Here is a 21,030-nt window from a genome sequence, read left to right on the forward strand (position 1 = left end):
CGCCTCTGAACGCCCTTAAATGCCCCTAAACGCCCCTGAGCGCCCCTAAGCGCATGCCCGGCCTGCAATGAACCTCTCCCGCCCCTTCATCAAGCGCCCGGTTGCCACCACGTTGCTGGCGGTAGGCATCGCGCTCGCGGGTGTCTTTGCGTTTATCCGCTTGCCGGTGGCACCGCTGCCACAAATTGATTTCCCCACCATCTCGGTACAGGCAAGCCTGCCCGGCGCCAGCCCGGAAACCGTCGCCACGAGTGTCGCCAGCCCGCTGGAGCGCCATCTCGGCTCGATCGCCGATGTCACCGAGATCACCTCCAGCAGCTCCCTTGGTTCGGCCCGCATCACGTTGCAGTTCGGCTTGAACCGCGATATCGACGGCGCGGCACGCGATGTCCAGGCGGCGATCAACGCCGCCCGCGCCGATTTGCCCGCCAGCTTGCGCAGCAATCCGACGTATCACAAGGTCAACCCCGCCGACGCGCCGATCCTGGTTCTCGCGCTCACCTCCCCCACGCTGCCTGCCGGGCAGCTTTACGATTCGGCGGCGACGGTGCTGCAACAGTCGCTCTCCCAGGTGGACGGCGTCGGCGAAGTCGATGTGAGCGGTTCGGCCAACCCGGCCGTGCGCGTCGAACTGGAGCCGCACGCGCTGTTCCAGTACGGCATCGGCCTCGAGGACGTGCGCGCGGCGCTGGCCGCGGCCAACGCCAACAGCCCGAAAGGTGCGATCGAGTTCGGCCCCAACCGGGTACAGATCTACACCAACGATCAGGCCAGCCGGGCGGCGCAATACCGCGATCTGGTGATTGCTTATCGCAACGGCGCGGCGGTACGGCTGTCGGACGTCGCGGAAGTCATCGATTCGGTCGAAGACCTGCGCAACCAGGGCCTGATGAATGGCCAGCGCTCGGTGCTGGTAATCCTCTACCGCCAGCCGGGCGCGAACATCATCGAGACCATCGACCGCGTCAAGGCCATGCTGCCGCAACTGCGCGCCGCCCTGCCCGCGGATGTCGAAGTCACGCCCACCGCCGACCGCTCCACGACCATCCGGGCCTCGCTGCGCGACACCGAGCACACCCTGGTGATTGCCGTGGCGCTGGTGGTGATGGTGGTGTTTCTCTTTTTGCGCAACTGGCGCGCGACGCTGATTCCCAGCATCGCCGTGCCGATCTCGATCATCGGCACCTTCGGTGCGATGTATCTGCTCGGGTTTTCGATCGACAACCTCTCGCTGATGGCGCTCACCATCGCCACCGGCTTTGTCGTGGACGACGCCATCGTCGTGCTGGAGAACATCTCGCGCCATATCGAGAACGGCATGCCGCGCATGCGCGCGTCAATTCTTGGCGCACGCGAGGTCGGCTTCACCGTGTTATCGATCAGCCTCTCGCTGGTCGCGGTGTTTTTGCCGATCCTCCTGATGGGCGGCATCGTCGGGCGGCTGTTCCGGGAGTTCGCGCTGACGCTGTCGCTGGCGATTGGCGTGTCGCTGCTGGTGTCGCTCACGCTCACGCCGATGATGTGCTCGCGGCTGTTGTCCGAAGCGCACAACAAACGCGAAGAAGGACGCTTCGGCCGCTGGCTCGAGCGCGGCTTCGCCCGCCTGCAACGCAGCTATGAACACACGCTGGGCTGGGCGCTACGCCACCCGCGCCTGATCCTCGTCACGCTGCTGGCGACCGTCGGCCTGAACGTGTGGCTCTATATCGTCATCCCCAAAGGCTTCTTTCCGCAGCAGGACACCGGACGGCTCGTCGGCGGCATCCAGGCCGACCAGAGCACCTCGTTCCAGGCGATGAAAGTGAAGTTCGCCGAGATGATGCGTATTGTCCAGGCCAACCCGGCTGTCGAGAGCGTCGTCGGCTTTACCGGCGGGCGGCAGACCAACTCGGGCTTTATGTTCGTGGTGCTCAAAAGCAAAAAGGAACGCACGCACTCCGCCGATCAGGTGATCCAGGCCTTGCGTGCGCCGCTCTCGGAGGTCGCGGGAGTGCGGACGTTCTTGCAGGCGGTACAGGATATTCGCGTGGGCGGGCGGCAATCGAATGCGCAATACCAGTTCACGCTGCTGGCGGATTCGACCACCGATCTCTACACGTGGGGCCCGAAACTCACGGAAGCGCTACAGGCGCGGCCCGAACTGGCGGATGTGAATTCCGACCAGCAGCAAGGCGGCCTCGAAGCGATGGTGACCATTGACCGGGCCACCGCCGCCCGCCTCGGCATCAAGCCGGCACAGATCGACAACACGCTGTACGACGCCTTTGGCCAGCGTCAGGTCTCGACGATCTACAACCCGCTGAACCAGTATCACGTGGTGATGGAAGTCGCGCCGCAGTATTGGCAAAGCCCGGAGATGCTCAAGCAGATTTACATCAGCACCTCGGGCGGCAGCGCCAGCGGCGCCCAGCTCACCAATGCCACCGCGGGAACGGTAACCGCCACGGCCACGACAGCGCCCGTGTCGACCTCAGCCAGCACAGGCGGCACCGGCGGCACGAGCGCATCGAGCGCCGCCCGCATCGCCAGCGATTCAGCCCGCAACCAGGCAACCAACGCCATCGCCGCCAGCGGCAAATCGAGCGCTTCGTCGGGCTCGGCGGTCTCCACCTCGAAAGAAACGATGATTCCGCTGTCCGCGATTGCCCACTTCGCGCCAGGCAACACGCCGCTCTCGGTCAACCACCAGAGCCAGTTCGTCGCCTCGACGATCTCGTTTAACTTGCCGCCAGGCCGATCACTGTCTGATGCCACCCAGGCGATCTACGACACGATGGCGCGAATCGGTGTGCCAGGAACGATCCACGGCAGTTTTCAGGGCACGGCCCAGGCCTTCCAGAGTGCGATGGCCAACCAGCCGCTGCTGATCCTCGCGGCGCTCGCCGCTGTGTATATCGTGCTGGGCATTTTGTACGAGAGTTATATCCATCCGCTGACGATTCTCTCCACCCTGCCTTCGGCCGGCGTCGGCGCGCTGCTGGCGCTGCTGCTGTTTCGTACCGAGTTCAGCATCATCGCGTTAATCGGCGTGATCTTGCTGATCGGCATCGTCAAGAAGAACGCGATCATGATGATCGACTTTGCCATTGCCGCATCGCGTGAAGGCATGTCGTCCTATGACGCGATCCATCAGGCCTGTCTGCTGCGCTTTCGGCCGATCATGATGACCACCTGTGCGGCACTGCTAGGCGCGGTGCCGCTGGCGTTCGGTCGTGGCGAAGGCGCGGAACTGCGTGCCCCGCTGGGGATTGCGATTGTCGGTGGGCTGATCGTCAGCCAGATCCTGACGCTGTATACGACGCCTGTTGTTTATCTGTATATGGACCGGCTGCGGGTGTGGGCCGCGTCACGGCGAGCGCGGCGCGCGGGCCCGGTCATGGAGTGAGGGAGCGGCCCGGCCGGAAGCTGGGCTTTGGAAATGATGGCCGAACGGGAAATCGAAGTGGCTCATTCGAGCATGCACCGCTGGGTCATCATCCTGTCCGGCATTGAGACGATGCCCTGATCAGCAAAGGTCAGCAAAGGTCAGTGAAGGACGCTGGCATTACCCGAAGCCCTGCTGATCAGTTTTATTCGTCGGTAGCGCAATGATTTCTCTTCATTGCAGAAGTTTTCGCTATGCCCGTCTTGTCACGACACAGCCCATTCACGTCAGAAGTCGACCGGGTCACGGACGATCGGGCACGTCATGCAATGGCCACCTCCGCGTCCCCGGCCGAGTTCCGCGCCGACGATGGTGATCACCTCGATGCCTTCCTTGCGCAGGAGCGTATTCGTGTACGTATTACGGTCGTATGCATAGACCACCCCCGGCGAAGCGCACACCAGGTTCGCGCCGCTGTCCCACTGCGTGCGCTCGCGCTGGTAGTCGCTGCCGCCCGTCTCCACCACGCGCAGCTTCTTGAGCCCCAGCGCCTCGGCTACCACGTCGACGAACGGCTTGTCTTCGCGGTGCAATTCCACCCCGCTCGGATGATTGCTCGGCCGGTACGAAAACGTGCGTGTTTTGTTCATGAATTCCGGCGCGAGCAGCACGCAGTCGCGGTCGGCGAACGTGAACACCGTATCCAGATGCATTGCCGCGCGGATCTTCGGCATCGCCGCCACGATCACCCGCTCGGCCGCACCCTTTTTGAACAGCGTTGCCGCCAGTTGGCTAATCGCCTGACGCGAGGTCCGCTCGCTCATGCCGATGAGCACCACCCCCTTGCCGATCGGCATCACGTCGCCGCCTTCGAGCGTCGCCAACCCATGATCCTCAGTCGGGTCGCCCCACCACACGTTCACCTTGCCCGCAAAGTCCGGATGGAACCGGTAGATCGATGCCGTGAGGATCGTCTCCTCGTGCCGCGCTGGCCAATACAGCGGATTGAGCGTCACGCCGCCGTAGATCCAGCACGTCGTGTCACGCGTGTACAGCGTGTTCGGCAGCGGCGGCAGCAGGTATTCCGTCGTGCCCGCCGCTTCCCGGGCGATTTCCAGTGCCTTGCCGCCATGCGCTTGCGGGAAGTCGTGGATCGACAATCCGCCGATCAGCGTTTCGGCCAGCTTGCGGTTATCCAGCCCTTCCAGATAGCTTCGCAGTTCATCGATAAAGCCCAGTCCGACCTGATTGGGTACCACCTGGTTATCGAGGATCCACTTCTTGCCTTCGGGCACCGCCACCGTTTCAGCCAGCAGATTGTGCATTTCCAGCACCTCGACACCGCGTTCGCGCATCTTGGTGACGAAGTCGAAATGGTCGCGCTTGGCGTTCTCCACCCATAGCACGTCGTCGAACAGCAACTCGTCGCAATTGCTCGGCGTCAGCCGGGTATGCGCGAGCCCTGGTGCGCACACCATCACCTTGCGCAATTGCCCAACCTCCGAGTGCACACCAAAACTGACTTCCTTCGAAGCTGCGTTTGCATCCGACATGATGAACTCCTGTGACAAAACTAGATGGTGATCAAGCCCGTTGCCAGGCCGTAGACGCCGACAACCGCACCCAACACGGCGACGATGCAGATAACCCACTCCGCGGTCGTGAAAACGATCTTCTTCTGCTCGCGCCGCGCCCAGACATAGAGCAGAGTTCCCGGCGCATACAACACCGCTGACAGCAGAATGAATTTCAGACCGCCCGCGAGAATCATGAAGATGGTGTAAATGACCGCGACGGCGGCCATGATGAGATCGCGCTTGCGATCCTCCGGGCGAACCTCATAGCTTTCGCCGCGCCGCGAGATGATGAAGCCGTAGGCCGCGACGAACAGATATGGAATCAGCGACATCGAGCTCGTGAGATTGAGCATCAGCGTGAACGCATCACGCGAAAAGTACGTGCTGATCACGAACAGCTGGACGACGATATTGGTGAGCCAGAGCGCGTTGGCCGGCACCTTGTTCTTGTTCTCCTGCGCGAAGAGCGCCGGCATGTCGCTCGTCTTCGCCGCGGTGAACATCACTTCGGCACAGATCAGCGACCACGCGAGATAGGCGCCGAGCACCGAGGCGATCAGCCCGATGCTGACAAAAATCGCACCCCAGTGACCCACCACCGCCTCGAGCATGGTAGCCATCGAAGGCTGGCGCATACCCGCGATATCGCCACGCGGCAGCACCGCGTACGGCAGCATCGACACGAGCACCATCAGGCCAGTCACGCCGACGAAGCCGAGGATCGTGGCCTTGCCGACGTCCGTGCGCTCCTTGGCGAAACGTGAATAGACGCTTGCTCCCTCAATGCCGAGAAAGACGAATACCGTGACCAGCATGGTCGCTCGCACCTGCTCGAAGATGCTCCCCGACACGCCCTCGCCACCATAGAAGTTAGCCCGGAACAGATCCATTCGGAACGCGAAGATCAGCACGACGATGAACACCAGAATGGGAATCAGCTTCGCAACCGTGACAACGCTATTGATAAAGGCGGCCTGCTGCACGCCCCTGAGAATCATGAAATGGAACAGCCAGATGCCGATTGACGCGACTACAATTGCAGCGATCGTATTACCGTCGCCGAATATAGGGAAAAATGCGCCGAGTGTGGACTTGATCAGAACCCAGTAGGAAACATTGCCAATACAACTGCCGATCCAGTAGCCGAATGCGGAAAGAAAGCCAGGATAGTCACCGAAACCGGCTTTCGCGTAGGCAAACACCCCGGCATCAAGATCGGGTTTCCGTTCGGCTAACGACTGGAACACGCGCGCCAGCATATACATGCCGGTACCTGCAATAACCCACGCAATGACTGCGCCCAATGGGCCGGTTGCATCCGCGAAAGTGCGCGGAAGAGAGAAAATTCCCGCGCCGACCATACCACCCACTACCATCGCAGTGAGTTGCATGCGCGACATCTTTTGCTCAGTAGAAGCCATACGATCCTTTTTTGCTGTGATTGCTTGTGAATCGTTTGTAGGTCACAAATGAATTGCCTGTGACATGAATTGTCGCGCGTTCAGGTTGATAACAGGATTAGCCGACTTTGACAGGCGGCGGCATCCACGAAATGCCATTTTCGTCACAAGACATTAGACTCCCGCCTGCTCATTTCGGCCTGAGCGCCAGCGCATATTCTAGAATTAACGCGAGGTGAATATTTGATCTGACCTTTGCTAATCAGATGCATCGTCTCAATGCCTGACAGGATGATGCGCGCACACCGAAAATATATGATCACGCAGGCGACAGGGCCCCGTGTGCGTAAATAACCCATTCACTATCCCTCTGGGGTTTTGTCATTATTCGCAACGCGCTTCTTATTTTCTCACAATTGGAGGAAACAGATTCACAAGATCTGCAAAATGGACCCAGCCGATTGTAACTTGACCATCAGCACCTTGTCTTGGGTCCGAAAATCGAACATCCGAGAACTCGCTATTTTCTTGAAGTACAGCCACTCCATCATCTGGTTCCAAATAAACTTTACTAACAATAAATTTCGCATCTTGCAAATCATAAAAAAACAACTTGCGACTAACCAGTCGAATTCTAATTACGAAAATTTTTCGCAGCTTAAAACATTTCTCCGCTAACTTTATTAGAACCACGGTAATGCCCCCGCAAATCCATCGTTGGGAGAATTAAGATTTTCTCGTTAAGAGGGAGTTCTGCAGATGCGACGTCTTCCTGTCTTCAGTATCACTGAGCTTTAGAGTCCGAGGGTTAATGTAACTGCTTTTCCGCCAGGTTCCGGGCGTAGGTTGCCGGCGTTAATCCGCCCAGTGATTTCTTCGGCCGCTCCTCGTTATATTCCCGTCGCCATACCTCGATCACCACCTTGGCATGCGGCAGACTGGTGAACCCGTGACCTCCCCCCGAAAAAACGTAGCGGCGAGAAGTAGAGATTTCTGGCAAATTTGAAGCCCTGACGGGCGGGAGGTTTGCATGAAGAAATCCAGGTACACGGAAGAGCAGATCGCGTTCGCGCTGAAGCAGGCCGAACTGGGTACCCCGGTGGCAGAAGTGTGTCGGAAGATGGGTATTTCCGAAGCCACGTTCTACAACTGGAAGAAGAAGTACGGCGGCCTCGGCGTTTCGGAGTTGCGGCGCCTAAAGCAACTCGAAGAGGAGAACGCCCGACTCAAGCGCATGGTGGCCGACCTAAGCCTCGACAAGCAAATGCTTCAGGAGGTGGTGCAAAAAAAGCTGTGAAGCCAGCCCGTAAGCGCGAGCTGGCTGATTTTTTGATTCAAGCGTATCGGGTGAGCATCCGGCGTGCGACAGCACTATTGCAGCTACGCCAGGCCACGTACTTCTATGTGCCGAGCCCACGTGATGACCGTGCCGAGCGCCGGCGCATCCGGGAGATTGCCGAAACTCGGATACGTTACGGCGTAGAGCGCATTCACGTTCTGCTGCGCCGCGAAGGCTGGTTGATCAATCACAAGAAAACCTACCGAATCTACTGTGAAGAGGGGCTGAACCTGAGGCGTAAGCGGCCTCGCCGTCGTGTCGCTGCCGCACACCGTATGGAGCGCCCCGAAATCTCTACGGTGAATGCGTGCTGGCGCATGGATTTCGTGGCCGATCAGTTGTTCAACGGGCAGAAAATCCGGGCCTTAACTGTGGTCGATAACTTTAGTCGGGAGAGCTTGGCGATTACCGTCGATCACGCCTTGAAGGCTGCCGATGTGGTGGCAACGATGGGACATCTAAAATCGCTGCGAGGTGCCCCGAAACGGATACAGGTCGATAACGGGAGCGAATTTATTTCTCATGCGCTGGATCACTGGGCGTATGAAAATGGCGTAACGTTGGACTTCTCCCGTCCTGGCAAACCCACGGACAATCCGTTCATCGAGTCATTTAACGGCAGTTTTCGGGATGAATGCCTGAACGTGCATTGGTTTCTGTCACTGGACGATGCCCGAGAAAAGATCGAAGGCTGGCGACAGGATTACAACGACTTCAGACCGCATAGTTCGCTAGGCGATTTGACTCCGGGTGAGTTCCGACTTGCCCACCTTGAAGCCGGAACTCTCTAGGCCAAAGTGCTCGGTTATCCGGGGGGAGGTCAGGCTAATTGATGGACTAATTGATGGGCCGAAAAGCAAAAACCCCGCAAGTCCTTGAACTTGCGGGGTTTTCTCACCGCTTTTGGCGGAGACGGAGGGATTCGAACCCTCGATCCAGGTTTTGGCCCAGATGCTCCCTTAGCAGGGGAGTGCCTTCGACCTCTCGGCCACGTCTCCCAAACTTTCGCTCGCACAGGGAGTCAGTGCGACGAAGCCAAGATCATAGCGGGTTACAGAACCCAGGTCAATTTCCGCGACATACTTTTTATGCCGCAAAGGTTTGAATCATGGGCCTCATAAACCTCAACCCGAAACCCCAACCCGACAGCAGACAAAGGACAACCAGGTTTCCTGTGGCTTTAAGCCGCCCCGCTCAAGATCAGGGCTTCATGCCTGCTCAAGATCGAACGCCTTATGCAATGCGCGCACGGCCAGCTCCGTGTACTTTTCATCAATCAGCACCGATATCTTGATTTCGGAAGTCGAGATCATCTGGATATTGATCCCCTCTTCGGCCAGCGTGCGGAACATCGTGCTGGCAATGCCGACGTGCGAGCGCATGCCGACACCGACTACCGAGACCTTCGACACCTTCGGCTCACCCAGCACCTGCTCCGCCGCGACCTGCCCCTTCACCTGGCTGGTCAGGATTTCCATCGCGCGTTGATAGTCGCCGCGCGCCACCGTGAACGTGAAAGCCGTTTTGCCATCGACGCTCTGGTTCTGGATGATCATGTCGACATCGATATTGGCCTCGGCGACCGGGCCCAGTATCTGGTACGCGATGCCCGGCTTGTCCGGCACCCCAATCACAGCAATGCGCGCTTCGTCACGCTGGAATGCAATGCCCGAGATAACTGCCTTTTCCATGGTCTCGTCTTCTTCAAAAGTAATCAGGGTGCCCGAGGTCATTTCTGTTTCGAGCGGAATCAGCGGATCCGTCAGGCTGGAAAGTACCCGTGTCTTGACCTGATACTTGCCAGCGAATTCGACAGAACGAATCTGTAACACCTTCGAGCCGAGGCTGGCCATTTCCAGCATCTCCTCGAACGTCACGCGATCGAGCCGGCGCGCTTCTTCGACAACGCGTGGGTCCGTCGTGTAGACGCCATCGACATCGGTATAGATCAGGCATTCTTCCGCCTTGAGCGCGGCGGCCACCGCAACGGCCGAGGTATCCGAGCCGCCCCGGCCCAGCGTGGTGATATGACCATCGGGATCAATGCCCTGAAACCCGGTGATCACCACCACCCGGCCCGCGTCGAGATCGCGCAGGACGCGCTCGCCATCGATATCGCTAATCCGTGCCTTGGTAAAAGCGCTATCGGTTTTGACCGGCACTTGCCAGCCCGTGTAGCTGATCGCGTCGACACCGGCTTCCTGCAGCGCGATGGACAGCAGGCCCACGCTCACCTGCTCGCCGGTTGCGGCAATCATGTCGAGCTCGCGCGGGCTGGGCTGCGACGAAATCTCTTTGGCGAGGCCAAGCAGACGGTTGGTTTCGCCGGACATCGCCGACGGGACAACGACCATCTTGTGACCCGCCTTGTGCCACTTGGCGACGCGTTGTGCGACATTCTTGATGCGCTCGACCGAGCCCATCGAAGTGCCGCCGTATTTATGTACGATGAGTGCCATTGTCGTTTTGAACTGGAGAAAAAACCGCAAACCCGCAAAACCGCGTTACCGCGCCCGAAATCAATCTGCCCCGCGCCTGTGCCCTTCCGTCTGGTGCAGCTGGTGCAGCTGGTGCAGCTGGTGCATCTGGTGCATCCGGCGCACTCAACCACAATCAGAAGCCAATTGCGGCGGCCCGGGCAAAACGGGTAACCCTACCCGATCGAAAGGTAAAAAACAAGCCGAAAAGAGACTCTCAAAATTGCGCAAACCGAATCCCAATAAAGGTTCGGTCAATCTTTCAGATGAGCGTCAGCGCCCCTCAGGCGAGCAGCAGATCCTCGCGCCAGTCGATTCGCACACCAGGCGAGCGGCTGTGTGCCGCATCAGGTTCGGGCAGCGCGGCATGATTCACGCCAAGCAAAGGCACGTACAACAGGACCTCGCCCACCCACAGCAGCGGCACATCGCGCCTCCATGCGGGCACGCCTTGCTCCTGGAAAAGATTTTTCAGCGTCCGGCCAGGACTTAAGCGTTTGCGGCGCATTCGCTCACCGCCACGGCGGGAGCGTGCCGTCAACAGCGCCTGGTCGAGCAGCGCCCGTGGCACCGCGTCAGGATCATCCTGGCTCGCAGCCGTAAACACAAAGGTGCCGCGCCATTGCGGCAAGCGCCAGATGGCTTCGCCTTGCCACACAAGCTGGCTGACTTCCCGCTCAGGCTGTGTCGTTTCATCCGCGGGTTCGGCACTATCACCCGCTTCCCAGTAAAGCGCACCGCGATAGCAGCGCAGCGCGTGGCCCGCATGGTCGACGCGCAGCGCATGGCCGCCCTGAACCGCGCGCAACTGCCGCCACGCGTCGTTCAAACGCGCGGCAGAGGGCGCAGGCAAACCGCACAGGCGTATCCAGTAGCGCAGCAGGTTCAACGCCCGGTCGTCATCGAGCGCCAGCAAGCCCGCATGCGAGAGCGAGACCTGCAAAGGCAGTAAAGCAGACGACGGCGATGGCAGCGAGGGCGAAGACAGAAACGAAGACGCCGTCCCCTCCTCGTCAAGCGCCACGTTTTGCAGATCCCGCCACGCAAGCGTATCGAGCAGGCCTTGCGCCGCTGCCGCATGCGCTGCGGTACGCGACAGCGCATCGCGGAACCCTGGAAAATGCACCGCCAGCGCAGGCATGACCTCATGGCGCAGCGCGTTGCGCGCATACCGCGTATCTGTGTTGGATTCGTCGTCGATCCAGTGCAGGTCCCGCTCCGCGGCATAGCGTTCCAGTTGGGCGCGCAGTATATGCAGCAAGGGCCGCTGATGGACCACTGACGCACCTGGCGGCAAGCGCTCAGCCGCCATCGCGGCCAGCCCGGCGAGACCACTGCCACGCAGCAGTTGCAACAGCACCGTTTCGGCTTGATCGTCCGCATGCTGCCCAAGCCACAGCGCATCGACACGATGCTCGCGGCACAGTGCCTCAAGCGCGCGATAACGCGCATCGCGGGCCGCGGCCTCAAGGCCGTGTCCCGCGCCGCGCGACACGTCGGCATGCTGGGCGGCAAAAGCCACGCCATGCGCCGCTGCAACCGCCTGACAATGCGCGAGCCAGGCATCGGCGTTCGGACTCAGGCCGTGATGCACATGCAACGCGATACAGCGCGCCGCGCCGGCCACCCGGACGGCCGCGTCGAGCAGCACGGAGGAATCCACGCCGCCACTAAACGCAAGCGCCACTTTGGCGCCAGCCGGCAGCGATGCCAGCGCCGCACCGATCGCCCCGGTCACGAGGCGATCAATGGAAGGATCAATGAAAGGCATCACCGCGAGGAGGCTTCAAGCGCCGGAAGTTTGAATGAGAGGAAAAACGGGGGACAGGCAGGCGCCAGGCACGCTGGAGCGCTAGCGTATACGCCCGCCCGGCGCCCGCCCGGCGCCCGCCCGGTCAGGCACCCGGCGCCGTTTCCTTGAATTTGCCGTAAGCCATCAGGCGCTCAAAACGGCGCTGACGCAGATCCGTCGTGCTCATCCCCTGGAACTGGCGCAGCGTATCGGAGAGCGCGCGCCGCAGCAGCGCGGCCATCCCCTTCACATCACGGTGCGCACCGCCTACCGGCTCGGCCACGATCTTGTCGATCAAACCCAGCGCTTTCAGCCGGTGCGCGGTGAGCCCCAGCGCTTCCGCGGCTTCGGGCGCCTTCGCCGCGCTCTTCCAGAGAATCGACGCGCAGCCTTCTGGCGAAATCACGGAGTACGTCGAAAACTGCAGCATCAACACGCTGTCGCCGACGGCGATGGCAAGCGCGCCGCCCGATCCGCCTTCGCCGATGATCGTGGCAATGATCGGCGTTTTCAGCTCGGCCATCACATACAGGTTGCGGCCAATGGCTTCCGACTGGCCCCGCTCTTCGGCACCAATGCCTGGATAGGCGCCGGGGGTGTCGATAAACGTGAAAATCGGCAAGCCGAATTTTTCAGCGAGCCGCATCAACCGTTCAGCCTTGCGATACCCCTCGGGGCGCGGCATGCCGAAATTGCGCAGCGAACGCTCACGGGTATCGCGGCCTTTTTGCTGGCCAATCACCATGCAGGGCTGGCCGCTGAAACGGGCGAGGCCGCCCACGATCGACAGGTCGTCCGTGTAAGAACGGTCGCCATGCAGTTCGTGAAAATCGGTGAAAAGCTCATTGACGTAATCGAGCGTGTACGGCCGCTGCGGATGACGGGCAATCTGTGAGACTTGCCACGGCGTCAGGTTGGCGTAGAGATCTTTGGTCAGTTGCAGGCTTTTTTTCGAGAGCCGCTCGATTTCTTCCGAAATATCAACAGCCGAATCGTCCTGCACGAAGCGTAATTCTTCGATCTTTGCTTCGAGTTCAGCAATCGGCTGTTCGAAATCCAGAAACGTGGTCTTCATGGGTTGTCATCCTTGGACTTACCGGCAGCGCGTATTCTACCTGCGCGCGCTCCGCTCAAAATACTTCGCGGCTATGGCCTTTGAAAAGACCCTGGCCGTGAAACGAAACCGTTAATAATCGACGGGCAAGGGATCAAGGCTGCGCCACATGTACCAGGTGGCCACCGTGCGCCAGGGCTCCCAGTTTGCGGCGACCTCCCGTGCCTCACTGCGCGTGACGGGCTCGCCACTAAAGTAATTCACGCTGATGGCGCGGATCAGGCCTAAATCGTCAAGTGGCAGCACATTGGGCCGCGACAGGTTGAAAATCAGAAACATCTCGGCGGTCCAGCGTCCAATGCCGCGAATCTGTGTCAGTTCGGCAATCACCGCCTCGTCATCCATCGACGTCCATTTGCCCACGTGCAGCGCGCCCGAGACAAAATGCCGGGCCAGATCAAGGATGTATTCTGTCTTGCGTTTTGACAGCCCGCACGCCATCAGTTTGTCGTGACCCAGCTTGATGAACTGTTGCGGCACCAGCTTCGGGCACGCGGTTTCGACGCGCTGCCACACCGCTTGCGCGGACGTCACCGAGATCTGTTGTCCAACCACCGAGCGCGCCAGCGTGACAAACGGATCGCCCCGGCTCAGCAAATGCACCGGGCCAAACTTCGGAATCAGCTTGCTGAGAATCCGGTCACGCTTGACGAGATCGTTACAAGCCCCGTCCCAGTAGGCTGGCCGCTCGATCTCGGGCGTCAGGCCACCCAGTTGCACAGGAACGGCAACTTCAGTATTGATATCGATATTGATATCGATATCAATATCAGCCTCAGGCAAGCTTTCCTGGGCTTTCGCCCGAGATGGGCGAGACGCTTTGACATCCTTGTTGTTCTGAACGTCGCTCGTCTCTTTTTTCGCCTTTACTGCTTTCACGGCTTTCACTGTCTTCAGCGGTTTAAGCGGTTTAAGCGGCTTGGCCGGCTTCAACGCCTTCACTGCCTTCACCGCCGTTATCTCGTTCGGCGCCTCGCCTGCCACGCCCTTGGCGCCGCGTCCGGCGGCCAGAGGCGTCTTGCCTTTTGCGGCTTTCGCTGCCACAGCGCTTTTCGCGCGGGGCGATTTTGCCGCCGCCGTGCCCGTTGTGGCTGCGCCCCGTTTAACCGGCGTCTTCGTGGCCGTTGCCATCCTGCCTCCTGCGGCGAATCGATTAAAAGAAAGCCCGAGGCGCGCTCACACACGCCGCCATTCAGTCGATCCACCGGGTTTATCTTCAAGTGCAATCCCGGCTTCGAGCAGTACTGCCCGGAGCCGGTCTGCTTCAGCGTAATTTTTGGCGTGCTTCGCGGCGACACGCGCCGCGATCATGGCGTCGATTTGATCCGCCTCAAGCGTGACGGCCAGCGCAGGCCCTGACGCCTGCTGCAGGAAGTGGCGCGGCTCGCGCTGCAGCAAGCCCAGCACGCCTGCCAAGCCCTTGAGCTGGCACGCCAGCGCCGCACTCCGGGTCCGGTTGACTTCGCCCGCCAGCTCGAACAACAGTGCCATGGCCACCGGCGTGTTGAAGTCATCGTTGAGCGCCGCACTGAAACGCAGCGCATAGGCATCATGCCAGTCAAGCGCCGCCGCATCCGGGGGCACTTCTTTTAACGCCGTATACAAGCGGGTCAGCGCCTGGCGCGCGTCGTCGATATGGACATCGCTATAGTTCAGCGGCGAGCGGTAATGCGCCCGTGTGATGAAAAAACGCACCACTTCGGCGTCGTACTGGGCCAGCACCTCACGAATCGTAAAAAAGTTGCCCAGCGATTTGGACATCTTCTGGTTGTCGATCTGGACATAACCGTTATGCATCCAGTAATTGACATAGGTTTGCCCACTCGCGCCTTCGCTCTGGGCGATTTCATTTTCGTGGTGTGGAAACTGCAGGTCCTGGCCGCCGCCGTGAATATCGAAATGCTCGCCCAGCAGCGTGCAGCCCATCGCCGAGCACTCGATATGCCAGCCTGGCCGGCCGCGGCCGTATTTCGAATCCCAGCCGCTGTCTTCAGGCTCGCCGGGCTTGGCCTGCTTCCATAACACGAAATCGAGCGGATCATGCTTGGCGTCATTGGCCGCCACGCGCTCGCCCGCCCGCAGGTCTTCCAGCGATTTGCCCGATAGCTGGCCATAACGCGCGAACTTGCGCACGGCGTAATTCACGTCGCCGTCATCGGCCTGATAGGCATAACCTTGCGCTTCCAGCTTGTCGATCAGGCCCAGCATTTGCGGGATGAAATCGGTTGCGCGAGGTTCGAGATCGGGACGCTGAACCCCCAGCGCATCCGCATCTTCATGCATCGCCTGAATGAAACGTTCGGTCAGCGCCTTGATGGTTTCACCGTTTTCGAGCGCGCGGCGGATGATCTTGTCGTCGATATCGGTAATGTTGCTCACGTAGGTCACGCGATAGCCGAGCTGGCGCAACCAGCGCTGCACGATATCGAACACCACCATCACCCGCGCATGGCCGATATGACAGTAGTCATATACCGTCATGCCGCAGACGTACATCCGCACGGCACCGTCTTCAAGTGGCACAAAAGTTTGCTTGTCACGCGCGAGCGTGTTGTAAATGCGCAGAGATTCCATAGAGACAGGCGAGGCGTGGGCCGAATAATCCGTACGGTGCTTCACCTGATGGTGTGTCTGCCGCGCCGGGTAAAGCGAGATTCGCGCGAAAAGCAGCATGGGCAGCAACGAAGCAGCGCAATTGGTGCGGCGTTCCGGCTGCAAGCAAAACAGAAAGACGACCCCAAGTGGCGAAAAGACAGTCTGTGGTTCGACGGAACGCGCAGACCTTTTGTTAGAATGCGCCGGAGTATAACACCCAGAATTCAAGCCTATGAAACCTTCCAATGGCCGCGTATGCAGCGCCAAAGCCCTTGCCATCACGGCCCTTTGCGGTTTCACTCTGACGTTTTTTTCGGCTAGCGCGGCCGCCGCGCCAAACAGCTCGCCTCTGGCATCGGGCTCCGCCGTGCGCGACAGCACGCCTGAAATCGACGCCTCCATCGCAGCCCAAAACTGGGATACCGCGCTCGCCCAGCTTGAGACACGCATTGCCGCCCATCCGCGTGACGCCCAGGCGAAATTCAAGCGCGCCACGGTGCTCGCCCGGCTCAAGCGCGACGACGAAGCCATCGCCGCCTTCACCGAACTGACGCAGATCTATCCCGAACTGCCCGAACCCTACAACAACCTGGCCATGCTCGAAGCCAGACGGGGCCACTATGCTGAAGCACGCCAGGCGCTGGAAATGGCCATCAAGGTCAACCCTGGCTATGGTTTGGCCTACGAAAATCTCGGTGACCTTTATTTGCGTCTGGCTAGCGAAGCCTATCGCCACGCCCAGGATTCAGGGCAAGCCAGCGGGACCACGCGTCAGCGGCTAGGCGATATCCAGAAAATCATCGCCCCGCCGCCAACCCCAACCCGGCCCGGCGACAGCCCGGCTGCGCGTGCGGCAATCGCGGCCCCTCCCGCGCCTGCCATCGAAGCGCCGCTACAAACCCCCGGCTTCCAGTTCGGCGGCCCCTCCGGCTCGATGGCCATCCTGCCTTACGTCGCCCCTTCCCGCTAAGCCTCTCGCGCCACCCCGTTGTTGACTCTTTGCTTTTTCTTTATCCCTTTACCCCTTTGCTCTTTTGAACCACGCTTCATTACCCCTCTAGAGGATCTCCATGAAACGGTTGATGCTGGCGCTCGGTAGCGCCGCCCTGATCGCCCAGGCTCCGGCCTTTGCCCAGCCCACCGCGCAAGCCGCGCATCCCGCTGTGCTGTTCAAGACCTCGGCGGGTAACATCCGCGTCGAGCTTTACCCTGAAAAAGCCCCCAAATCCGTTGAGAACTTTCTGGGCTACGTCAAATCCGGCCAGTACAACGGCACGATTTTCCATCGCGTGATTCGCGGCTTCATGATTCAGGGCGGCGGCTTCACCACCAGCTATGCCGAAAAACCCACGCGCGCGCCCATTCCGCTTGAAAGCCGCAACGGCCTGAAAAACACCGCCGGCACACTCGCCATGGCGCGCACCAGCGACCCTAATTCAGCCACCGCGCAGTTCTTCATCAATACCGTCGATAACGCCGGGCTGGATTACCCCAACCCCGATGGCAATGGCTATGCGGTATTCGGCAAGGTCACCTCGGGCATGGATGTCGTGAAAAAAATCGAAGGCACGCCCACCACCTCGCGCGGCCCGATGAGCGATGTGCCGCAAACCCCCATCGTGATCGAGTCCGCCACCGTCGTCGGCAAATAAACGTGTTTCACCTCAAGGCGCGCCTGGGGCAGCCATGCCGCCTGTCGCGCCAGCTTTCCGCTCTTTTCTTTTTAACCCGCCACCCGTCTGGCAAAGGATTTCATCATGGTTGAACTGCATACCAATCACGGCATCATCAAGCTTGAACTCAACGCTGAAAAAGCGCCTAAATCCGTTGAAAACTTTCTCAACTATGTGAAATCCGGCCATTACAACAACACCGTTTTTCATCGCGTCATTGACGGCTTCATGATCCAGGGCGGCGGCTTCGAGCCTGGCATGACGCAAAAAGCGACGGGCGAGCAAATTGCCAACGAAGCCAACAACGGCCTGAAAAACGTCAAGGGCTCGATTGCCATGGCGCGCACGAACGATCCGCATTCGGCAACCGCGCAGTTCTTCATCAACGTCAGCGACAACGACTTCCTCAACCACACGTCGCCTACGCCGCAGGGCTGGGGCTATGCCGTGTTCGGCAAGGTGGTGGACGGCCTCGATGTGGTGGAGAAAATCCGCAAGGTCAAGACCGGCACGAAGGGCTTTCACCAGGACGTGCCTACCGACGACGTCATCATCGAAAAAGCCGTCATCGTCGAATAACGTGACCCACGCCCGATGCTTGCCCAAGCGTGAGCCATGAACCGTGAATCATGAATCACGAATCACGAATCAAGGGCTGACGCCTTGATGCTGCCTGATACGCCACAGGGTAGCGCGGCTGCGGGCGGGCCCGGCGCGGGTGCTGCGCCCGCGCCCGCGCGTCCGCTCTTTTTCATCGCCGACCTGCATTTGAGCGAGGCGATTCCACGCACGGTGGCGGCGTTCGAGCACTTCGTGCGCGTGACCGCGGAAGAAGCCGATTCGGTTTTTATTCTCGGCGACCTGTTCGAATACTGGATCGGCGACGACATGCTCGCCGAACCCTTTGTGGCGCGCATGGCTGCCTTGATGCATACGTTGTCCGAACGGGGCATCGCGCTCTATGTCATGCATGGCAACCGCGACTTCCTGCTAGGCCGGCGTTTTATGCAAGCCGCTGGCGCCATCGGGTTGCCCGACCCGTTCACCCTCACGGCCTTTGGCTTGCGCCTCACGCTCGCCCATGGCGATGCCCAATGCACCGCAGACCACGGCTATCAACGGTTTCGCCGTCTGGTACGGATGCCGCTTGTGCAACAACTTTTTCTGGCGTGGCCGCTCAAATGGCGCCTGGCGCTCGCCGAACGCATGCGGCGCAACAGCGAAGCAGGCCGCCTGCGCCCCGTCACGCCGCGCTATGACGTCACGCGCGAAGCCATCGCCGCACTGTTCAAAAAATCGGGCACGGCCACCCTCATTCATGGCCATACGCATCGCCCGGCCCGTCATGTGGAAGCGGACGGCACGCGCTGGGTACTGCCGGACTGGGAGCTGGATCACGGTGAGCGGCGCGGCGGCTATCTGCGGCTCGATGCTCAAGGCATCACGGCGCAAGCGCTCGATGAGGCTCAATGACATGAGGTTCAATGACATGAGGCTCAATGAAGCGCAATGAGGCTTGAGCCGCGCACGGCATCGGCCCGGCGCCCACGCTTACCCCTCAGCGCCGGGCGGCTTGGTCTTTAACAAAATATGCTTGGCGATCCCGCGCACGATATTGACCTCCTCTGCTTCAAGGCCCGAACGCGCAAACAGCTGACGCAAACGCGACATGAGTTTCTTGGGATGGCCAGGATCGAGAAACGCTAGCGCAATCAGGGCCTGTTCCAGATGCACATACATGCGTTCGATATCGTCGCTGGCCGCCCATGCGCTCCCAACGGAAGCCGGCAGCGACGACAGCAATGGCGAGCCCGCCGCAGCGCTGGCCGAGGAAAACGCCGCACGCAATTCATAAGCCAGCACCTGCACCGCCTGAGCGAGATTCAGCGAGCTATACGCCGGGTTCGCGGGAATATGCGCACGCACGCTGCAACGCTCGACGTCTTCGTTTGACAAACCCGTGCGCTCATTACCGAACACCAGCGCCATCTCGCCCTGCGCCGCGTGCGTGCAGGCCTCAAGCGCCGCGGTTTTCGGCGTGAGTTGCGGCGGGCCGTACTCGCGCGAACGCGCGGTCAGCGCCATCGACCATTGCACGCCCGCCAGCGCCTCGGCCAGCGTCGGCACCACTTGCGCGGCGGCCAGCACATCGGTGGCGCCAGACGCCATGGCCAGCGCCTCCGGCTCCGCCAACACCCCTGACACGCGTGGCGCAACCAGCACGAGCCGCGTAAAACCCATCGTTTTGAGCGCGCGGGCGGCCGCGCCGACGTTACCTGGATGGCTCGGTTCGACCAGAATGAAACGCGTCGCGGCAAACCCGGCAAAGACAGCCGGCACGGGCGGTGAAGAAAGGGAATGGGTCACGGCTTAAGGTCGGGCAAGTTGGAAGAAGCGCTATGTTAGCGTCATCCCGAGCGCGCACAGCATGCTTTAACAGCATGCTGCCCGAGTGGCCAGGACTCGGGTAAAATCGCGCTCTCGCGCTGTCTTCAGACAGACGCCTCGTTCTTGTCCAATTCGTCTCGCCCCGTCTTGTCGATGGAAAGCGCCGTTGACCGCGCCTCACATTGCCACCTTGCTTTTCCGGCATATTTCAACCGGCCATGCCCTGTGATAATTCCAGGCGCTGGCAAAAGGATCCAGGCTCATGCATCCCATGCTTAACATCGCGGTCAAGGCCGCTCGCCGCGCCGCGCAAATCATCAATCGGGCCTCGCTCGATCTCGATCTGGTCCAGGTCAGCAAAAAGCAGCACAACGATTTCGTGACCGAAGTCGACAAGGCAGCCGAAGCCGCGATCCTCGATACCCTCAAAACCGCCTACCCCGATCACGCCTTTTTGGCGGAAGAATCCGGCCGCTCCGACAACGAATCCGAATTCCAGTGGATCATCGATCCGCTCGACGGCACCACGAACTTCATCCACGGCTTTCCTTACTACTGCGTGTCGATTGCGCTGGTGCACAAGGGCATCGTGACCCAGGCCGTGGTATATGACCCGACTCGCAACGATTTGTTTACGGCCTCGCGCGGCCGTGGCGCGTTTCTGAATGACCGCCGCATTCGCGTCGGCCGCCGCGACCGGCTCGCCGATGGCCTGATTGCCACGGGCTTTCCGTTCCGCGACAAGAGCGGGCTCGAACCCTACACCCGTCTGTTCACCGACATGACCGAAGCTTGCGCCGGCCTGCGCCGCCCAGGCGCGGCCGCGCTCGATCTGGCGAACGTCGCCGCCGGGCGTCTGGATGGTTTTTTCGAGCAAGGCATTCATGCCTGGGATGTCGCCGCGGGCAGCCTGCTGATTACGGAAGCGGGAGGGTTGGTCGGCAATTACACGGGCGATTCGGATTTCCTGCATCTCGGCGAGATTCTGGCGGGCAACCCCAAGCTGTATGCGCAGATGGTCCCGATTGTCTCGCGCTATAGCCGTCTGAAGCAGCCAGGCGCCTGAGTACGGCTAAGGACACGGACAGCGGCTCGCCTGTTTTGTTTTAAAGCGGCTTCGGCCGCTTTTTTGCTTCCTGGCTTTCCAGATTTCCCCCGATCTCCCCGATCTCCCCGATCTGCTGTTGCCAGCCGCGCTCGGCACCTTGAGCGCGCGAGGCGATGCCGCGCCGCTCAAGCGCGCGCTCGAACACCGGTGGCTACGCGCCCCAGCGCGGGGGAGTTCCACCACGGATACGGATACGGATACGG

The 21,030-nt window shown here is 60.4% G+C and carries 16 protein-coding genes, 1 tRNA gene and 1 pseudogene; 7 read left to right on the top strand and 11 right to left on the bottom strand.

Annotation, left to right across the window (positions count from 1 at the left end):
- Positions 1-67 precede the first annotated feature (67 nt).
- Positions 68-3,385 (top strand): efflux RND transporter permease subunit, encoded by a 3,318-nt coding sequence (locus GH657_RS10145; protein WP_153100647.1) that lies wholly within the window; start codon positions 68-70, stop codon positions 3,383-3,385.
- A 266-nt stretch (positions 3,386-3,651) separates the two neighbouring features.
- Here GH657_RS10145 and arcA read toward each other — a convergent pair whose 3' ends face one another.
- The 3 genes and pseudogenes from arcA to GH657_RS10160 all read right to left on the bottom strand — a co-directional run.
- The gene (gene arcA / locus GH657_RS10150; protein ID WP_153100648.1) at positions 3,652-4,917 is read right to left on the bottom strand and encodes an arginine deiminase; all 1,266 of its coding nucleotides are present in this window, start codon (positions 4,915-4,917) and stop codon (positions 3,652-3,654) included.
- Between the two features lie 20 nt (positions 4,918-4,937).
- Entirely contained in the window at positions 4,938-6,362 is a 1,425-nt protein-coding gene (locus GH657_RS10155) for a basic amino acid/polyamine antiporter (protein ID WP_153100649.1), read from the bottom strand.
- A 787-nt stretch (positions 6,363-7,149) separates the two neighbouring features.
- Positions 7,150-7,293 (bottom strand): annotated as a pseudogene (locus tag GH657_RS10160) (integrase core domain-containing protein); the annotation flags it as partial.
- A 78-nt stretch (positions 7,294-7,371) separates the two neighbouring features.
- Here GH657_RS10160 and GH657_RS10165 point away from each other — a divergent pair.
- Positions 7,372-8,471 (top strand): IS3 family transposase gene (locus GH657_RS10165; RefSeq protein ID WP_425495738.1). Its coding sequence is split into 2 segments (ribosomal slippage): positions 7,372-7,633 and positions 7,633-8,471, totalling 1,101 coding nucleotides; the frame shifts between segments, so codons are not numbered across the junction.
- A gap of 113 nt (positions 8,472-8,584) precedes the next feature.
- Here the strand turns inward: GH657_RS10165 and GH657_RS10170 are convergent.
- From GH657_RS10170 to cysS, 6 genes are all read right to left on the bottom strand, one after another.
- A tRNA-Ser gene (locus GH657_RS10170) sits at positions 8,585-8,678 on the bottom strand.
- 210 nt (positions 8,679-8,888) lie between these two features.
- The gene (locus GH657_RS10175; protein ID WP_153100651.1) at positions 8,889-10,139 is read right to left on the bottom strand and encodes an aspartate kinase; all 1,251 of its coding nucleotides are present in this window, start codon (positions 10,137-10,139) and stop codon (positions 8,889-8,891) included.
- Positions 10,140-10,440: 301 nt separating this feature from the next.
- Positions 10,441-11,928, bottom strand: a complete 1,488-nt coding sequence (gene tilS, locus GH657_RS10180; RefSeq protein WP_153100652.1) for a tRNA lysidine(34) synthetase TilS — start codon at positions 11,926-11,928, stop codon at positions 10,441-10,443.
- 124 nt (positions 11,929-12,052) lie between these two features.
- Positions 12,053-13,024, bottom strand: coding sequence for an acetyl-CoA carboxylase carboxyltransferase subunit alpha (locus tag GH657_RS10185; protein ID WP_153100653.1), 972 nt, complete (start codon positions 13,022-13,024; stop codon positions 12,053-12,055).
- Positions 13,025-13,135: 111 nt separating this feature from the next.
- Positions 13,136-14,194, bottom strand: a complete 1,059-nt coding sequence (locus tag GH657_RS10190; RefSeq protein WP_153100654.1) for a DNA-3-methyladenine glycosylase family protein — start codon at positions 14,192-14,194, stop codon at positions 13,136-13,138.
- Between the two features lie 45 nt (positions 14,195-14,239).
- A complete protein-coding gene (cysS, locus tag GH657_RS10195) occupies positions 14,240-15,637 on the bottom strand; it encodes a cysteine--tRNA ligase (RefSeq protein WP_153100655.1) in 1,398 nt (465 codons plus the stop codon).
- A gap of 253 nt (positions 15,638-15,890) precedes the next feature.
- Between cysS and GH657_RS10200 the strand changes: the two genes are divergently transcribed.
- The 4 genes from GH657_RS10200 (at position 15,891) to GH657_RS10215 (ending at position 18,804) form a co-directional block, all read left to right on the top strand.
- Entirely contained in the window at positions 15,891-16,628 is a 738-nt protein-coding gene (locus GH657_RS10200; protein ID WP_153100656.1) for a tetratricopeptide repeat protein, read from the top strand.
- 100 nt (positions 16,629-16,728) lie between these two features.
- Positions 16,729-17,310 carry a peptidylprolyl isomerase gene (locus tag GH657_RS10205; protein WP_153100657.1) on the top strand — a complete coding sequence of 194 codons (582 nt, stop codon included), beginning with the start codon at positions 16,729-16,731 and terminating at the stop codon, positions 17,308-17,310.
- Between the two features lie 105 nt (positions 17,311-17,415).
- Positions 17,416-17,910, top strand: a complete 495-nt coding sequence (locus GH657_RS10210) for a peptidylprolyl isomerase (protein ID WP_153100658.1) — start codon at positions 17,416-17,418, stop codon at positions 17,908-17,910.
- A gap of 87 nt (positions 17,911-17,997) precedes the next feature.
- Positions 17,998-18,804, top strand: coding sequence for a UDP-2,3-diacylglucosamine diphosphatase (locus GH657_RS10215; RefSeq protein WP_153100659.1), 807 nt, complete (start codon positions 17,998-18,000; stop codon positions 18,802-18,804).
- A gap of 78 nt (positions 18,805-18,882) precedes the next feature.
- Here GH657_RS10215 and GH657_RS10220 read toward each other — a convergent pair whose 3' ends face one another.
- Positions 18,883-19,698, bottom strand: coding sequence for an RNA methyltransferase (locus GH657_RS10220; RefSeq protein WP_153100660.1), 816 nt, complete (start codon positions 19,696-19,698; stop codon positions 18,883-18,885).
- A 283-nt stretch (positions 19,699-19,981) separates the two neighbouring features.
- On the opposite strand from GH657_RS10220, the gene GH657_RS10225 reads away from it, so the two are divergent.
- Positions 19,982-20,785 carry an inositol monophosphatase family protein gene (locus tag GH657_RS10225; RefSeq protein WP_153100661.1) on the top strand — a complete coding sequence of 268 codons (804 nt, stop codon included), beginning with the start codon at positions 19,982-19,984 and terminating at the stop codon, positions 20,783-20,785.
- A gap of 40 nt (positions 20,786-20,825) precedes the next feature.
- On the opposite strand, the gene GH657_RS10230 is transcribed toward GH657_RS10225, so the two are convergent.
- Positions 20,826-20,972: a hypothetical protein gene (locus tag GH657_RS10230; RefSeq protein ID WP_153100662.1), complete on the bottom strand. Its 147-nt coding sequence runs from the start codon at positions 20,970-20,972 to the stop codon at positions 20,826-20,828.
- Positions 20,973-21,030 lie beyond the last annotated feature (58 nt).

This window comes from Paraburkholderia hayleyella (assembly GCF_009455685.1).
GTDB classification, from domain to species: domain Bacteria; phylum Pseudomonadota; class Gammaproteobacteria; order Burkholderiales; family Burkholderiaceae; genus Paraburkholderia; species Paraburkholderia hayleyella.

Excerpts from the sequence above, each read along its gene's own strand:
- arcA (WP_153100648.1), bottom strand. The coding sequence starts at position 4,917 with ATGTCGGATGCAAACGCAGCTTCGAAGGAAGTCAGTTTTGGTGTGCAC.
- GH657_RS10205 (WP_153100657.1), top strand. The coding sequence starts at position 16,729 with ATGAAACGGTTGATGCTGGCGCTCGGTAGCGCCGCCCTGATCGCCCAG.
- GH657_RS10210 (WP_153100658.1), top strand. The coding sequence starts at position 17,416 with ATGGTTGAACTGCATACCAATCACGGCATCATCAAGCTTGAACTCAAC.
- GH657_RS10225 (WP_153100661.1), top strand. The coding sequence starts at position 19,982 with ATGCATCCCATGCTTAACATCGCGGTCAAGGCCGCTCGCCGCGCCGCG.
- GH657_RS10215 (WP_153100659.1), top strand. The coding sequence starts at position 17,998 with ATGCTGCCTGATACGCCACAGGGTAGCGCGGCTGCGGGCGGGCCCGGC.
- cysS (WP_153100655.1), bottom strand. The coding sequence starts at position 15,637 with ATGGAATCTCTGCGCATTTACAACACGCTCGCGCGTGACAAGCAAACT.
- GH657_RS10175 (WP_153100651.1), bottom strand. The coding sequence starts at position 10,139 with ATGGCACTCATCGTACATAAATACGGCGGCACTTCGATGGGCTCGGTC.
- GH657_RS10145 (WP_153100647.1), top strand. The coding sequence starts at position 68 with ATGAACCTCTCCCGCCCCTTCATCAAGCGCCCGGTTGCCACCACGTTG.
- GH657_RS10185 (WP_153100653.1), bottom strand. The coding sequence starts at position 13,024 with ATGAAGACCACGTTTCTGGATTTCGAACAGCCGATTGCTGAACTCGAA.
- GH657_RS10155 (WP_153100649.1), bottom strand. The coding sequence starts at position 6,362 with ATGGCTTCTACTGAGCAAAAGATGTCGCGCATGCAACTCACTGCGATG.
- GH657_RS10200 (WP_153100656.1), top strand. The coding sequence starts at position 15,891 with ATGAAACCTTCCAATGGCCGCGTATGCAGCGCCAAAGCCCTTGCCATC.
- tilS (WP_153100652.1), bottom strand. The coding sequence starts at position 11,928 with ATGCCTTTCATTGATCCTTCCATTGATCGCCTCGTGACCGGGGCGATC.
- GH657_RS10190 (WP_153100654.1), bottom strand. The coding sequence starts at position 14,194 with ATGGCAACGGCCACGAAGACGCCGGTTAAACGGGGCGCAGCCACAACG.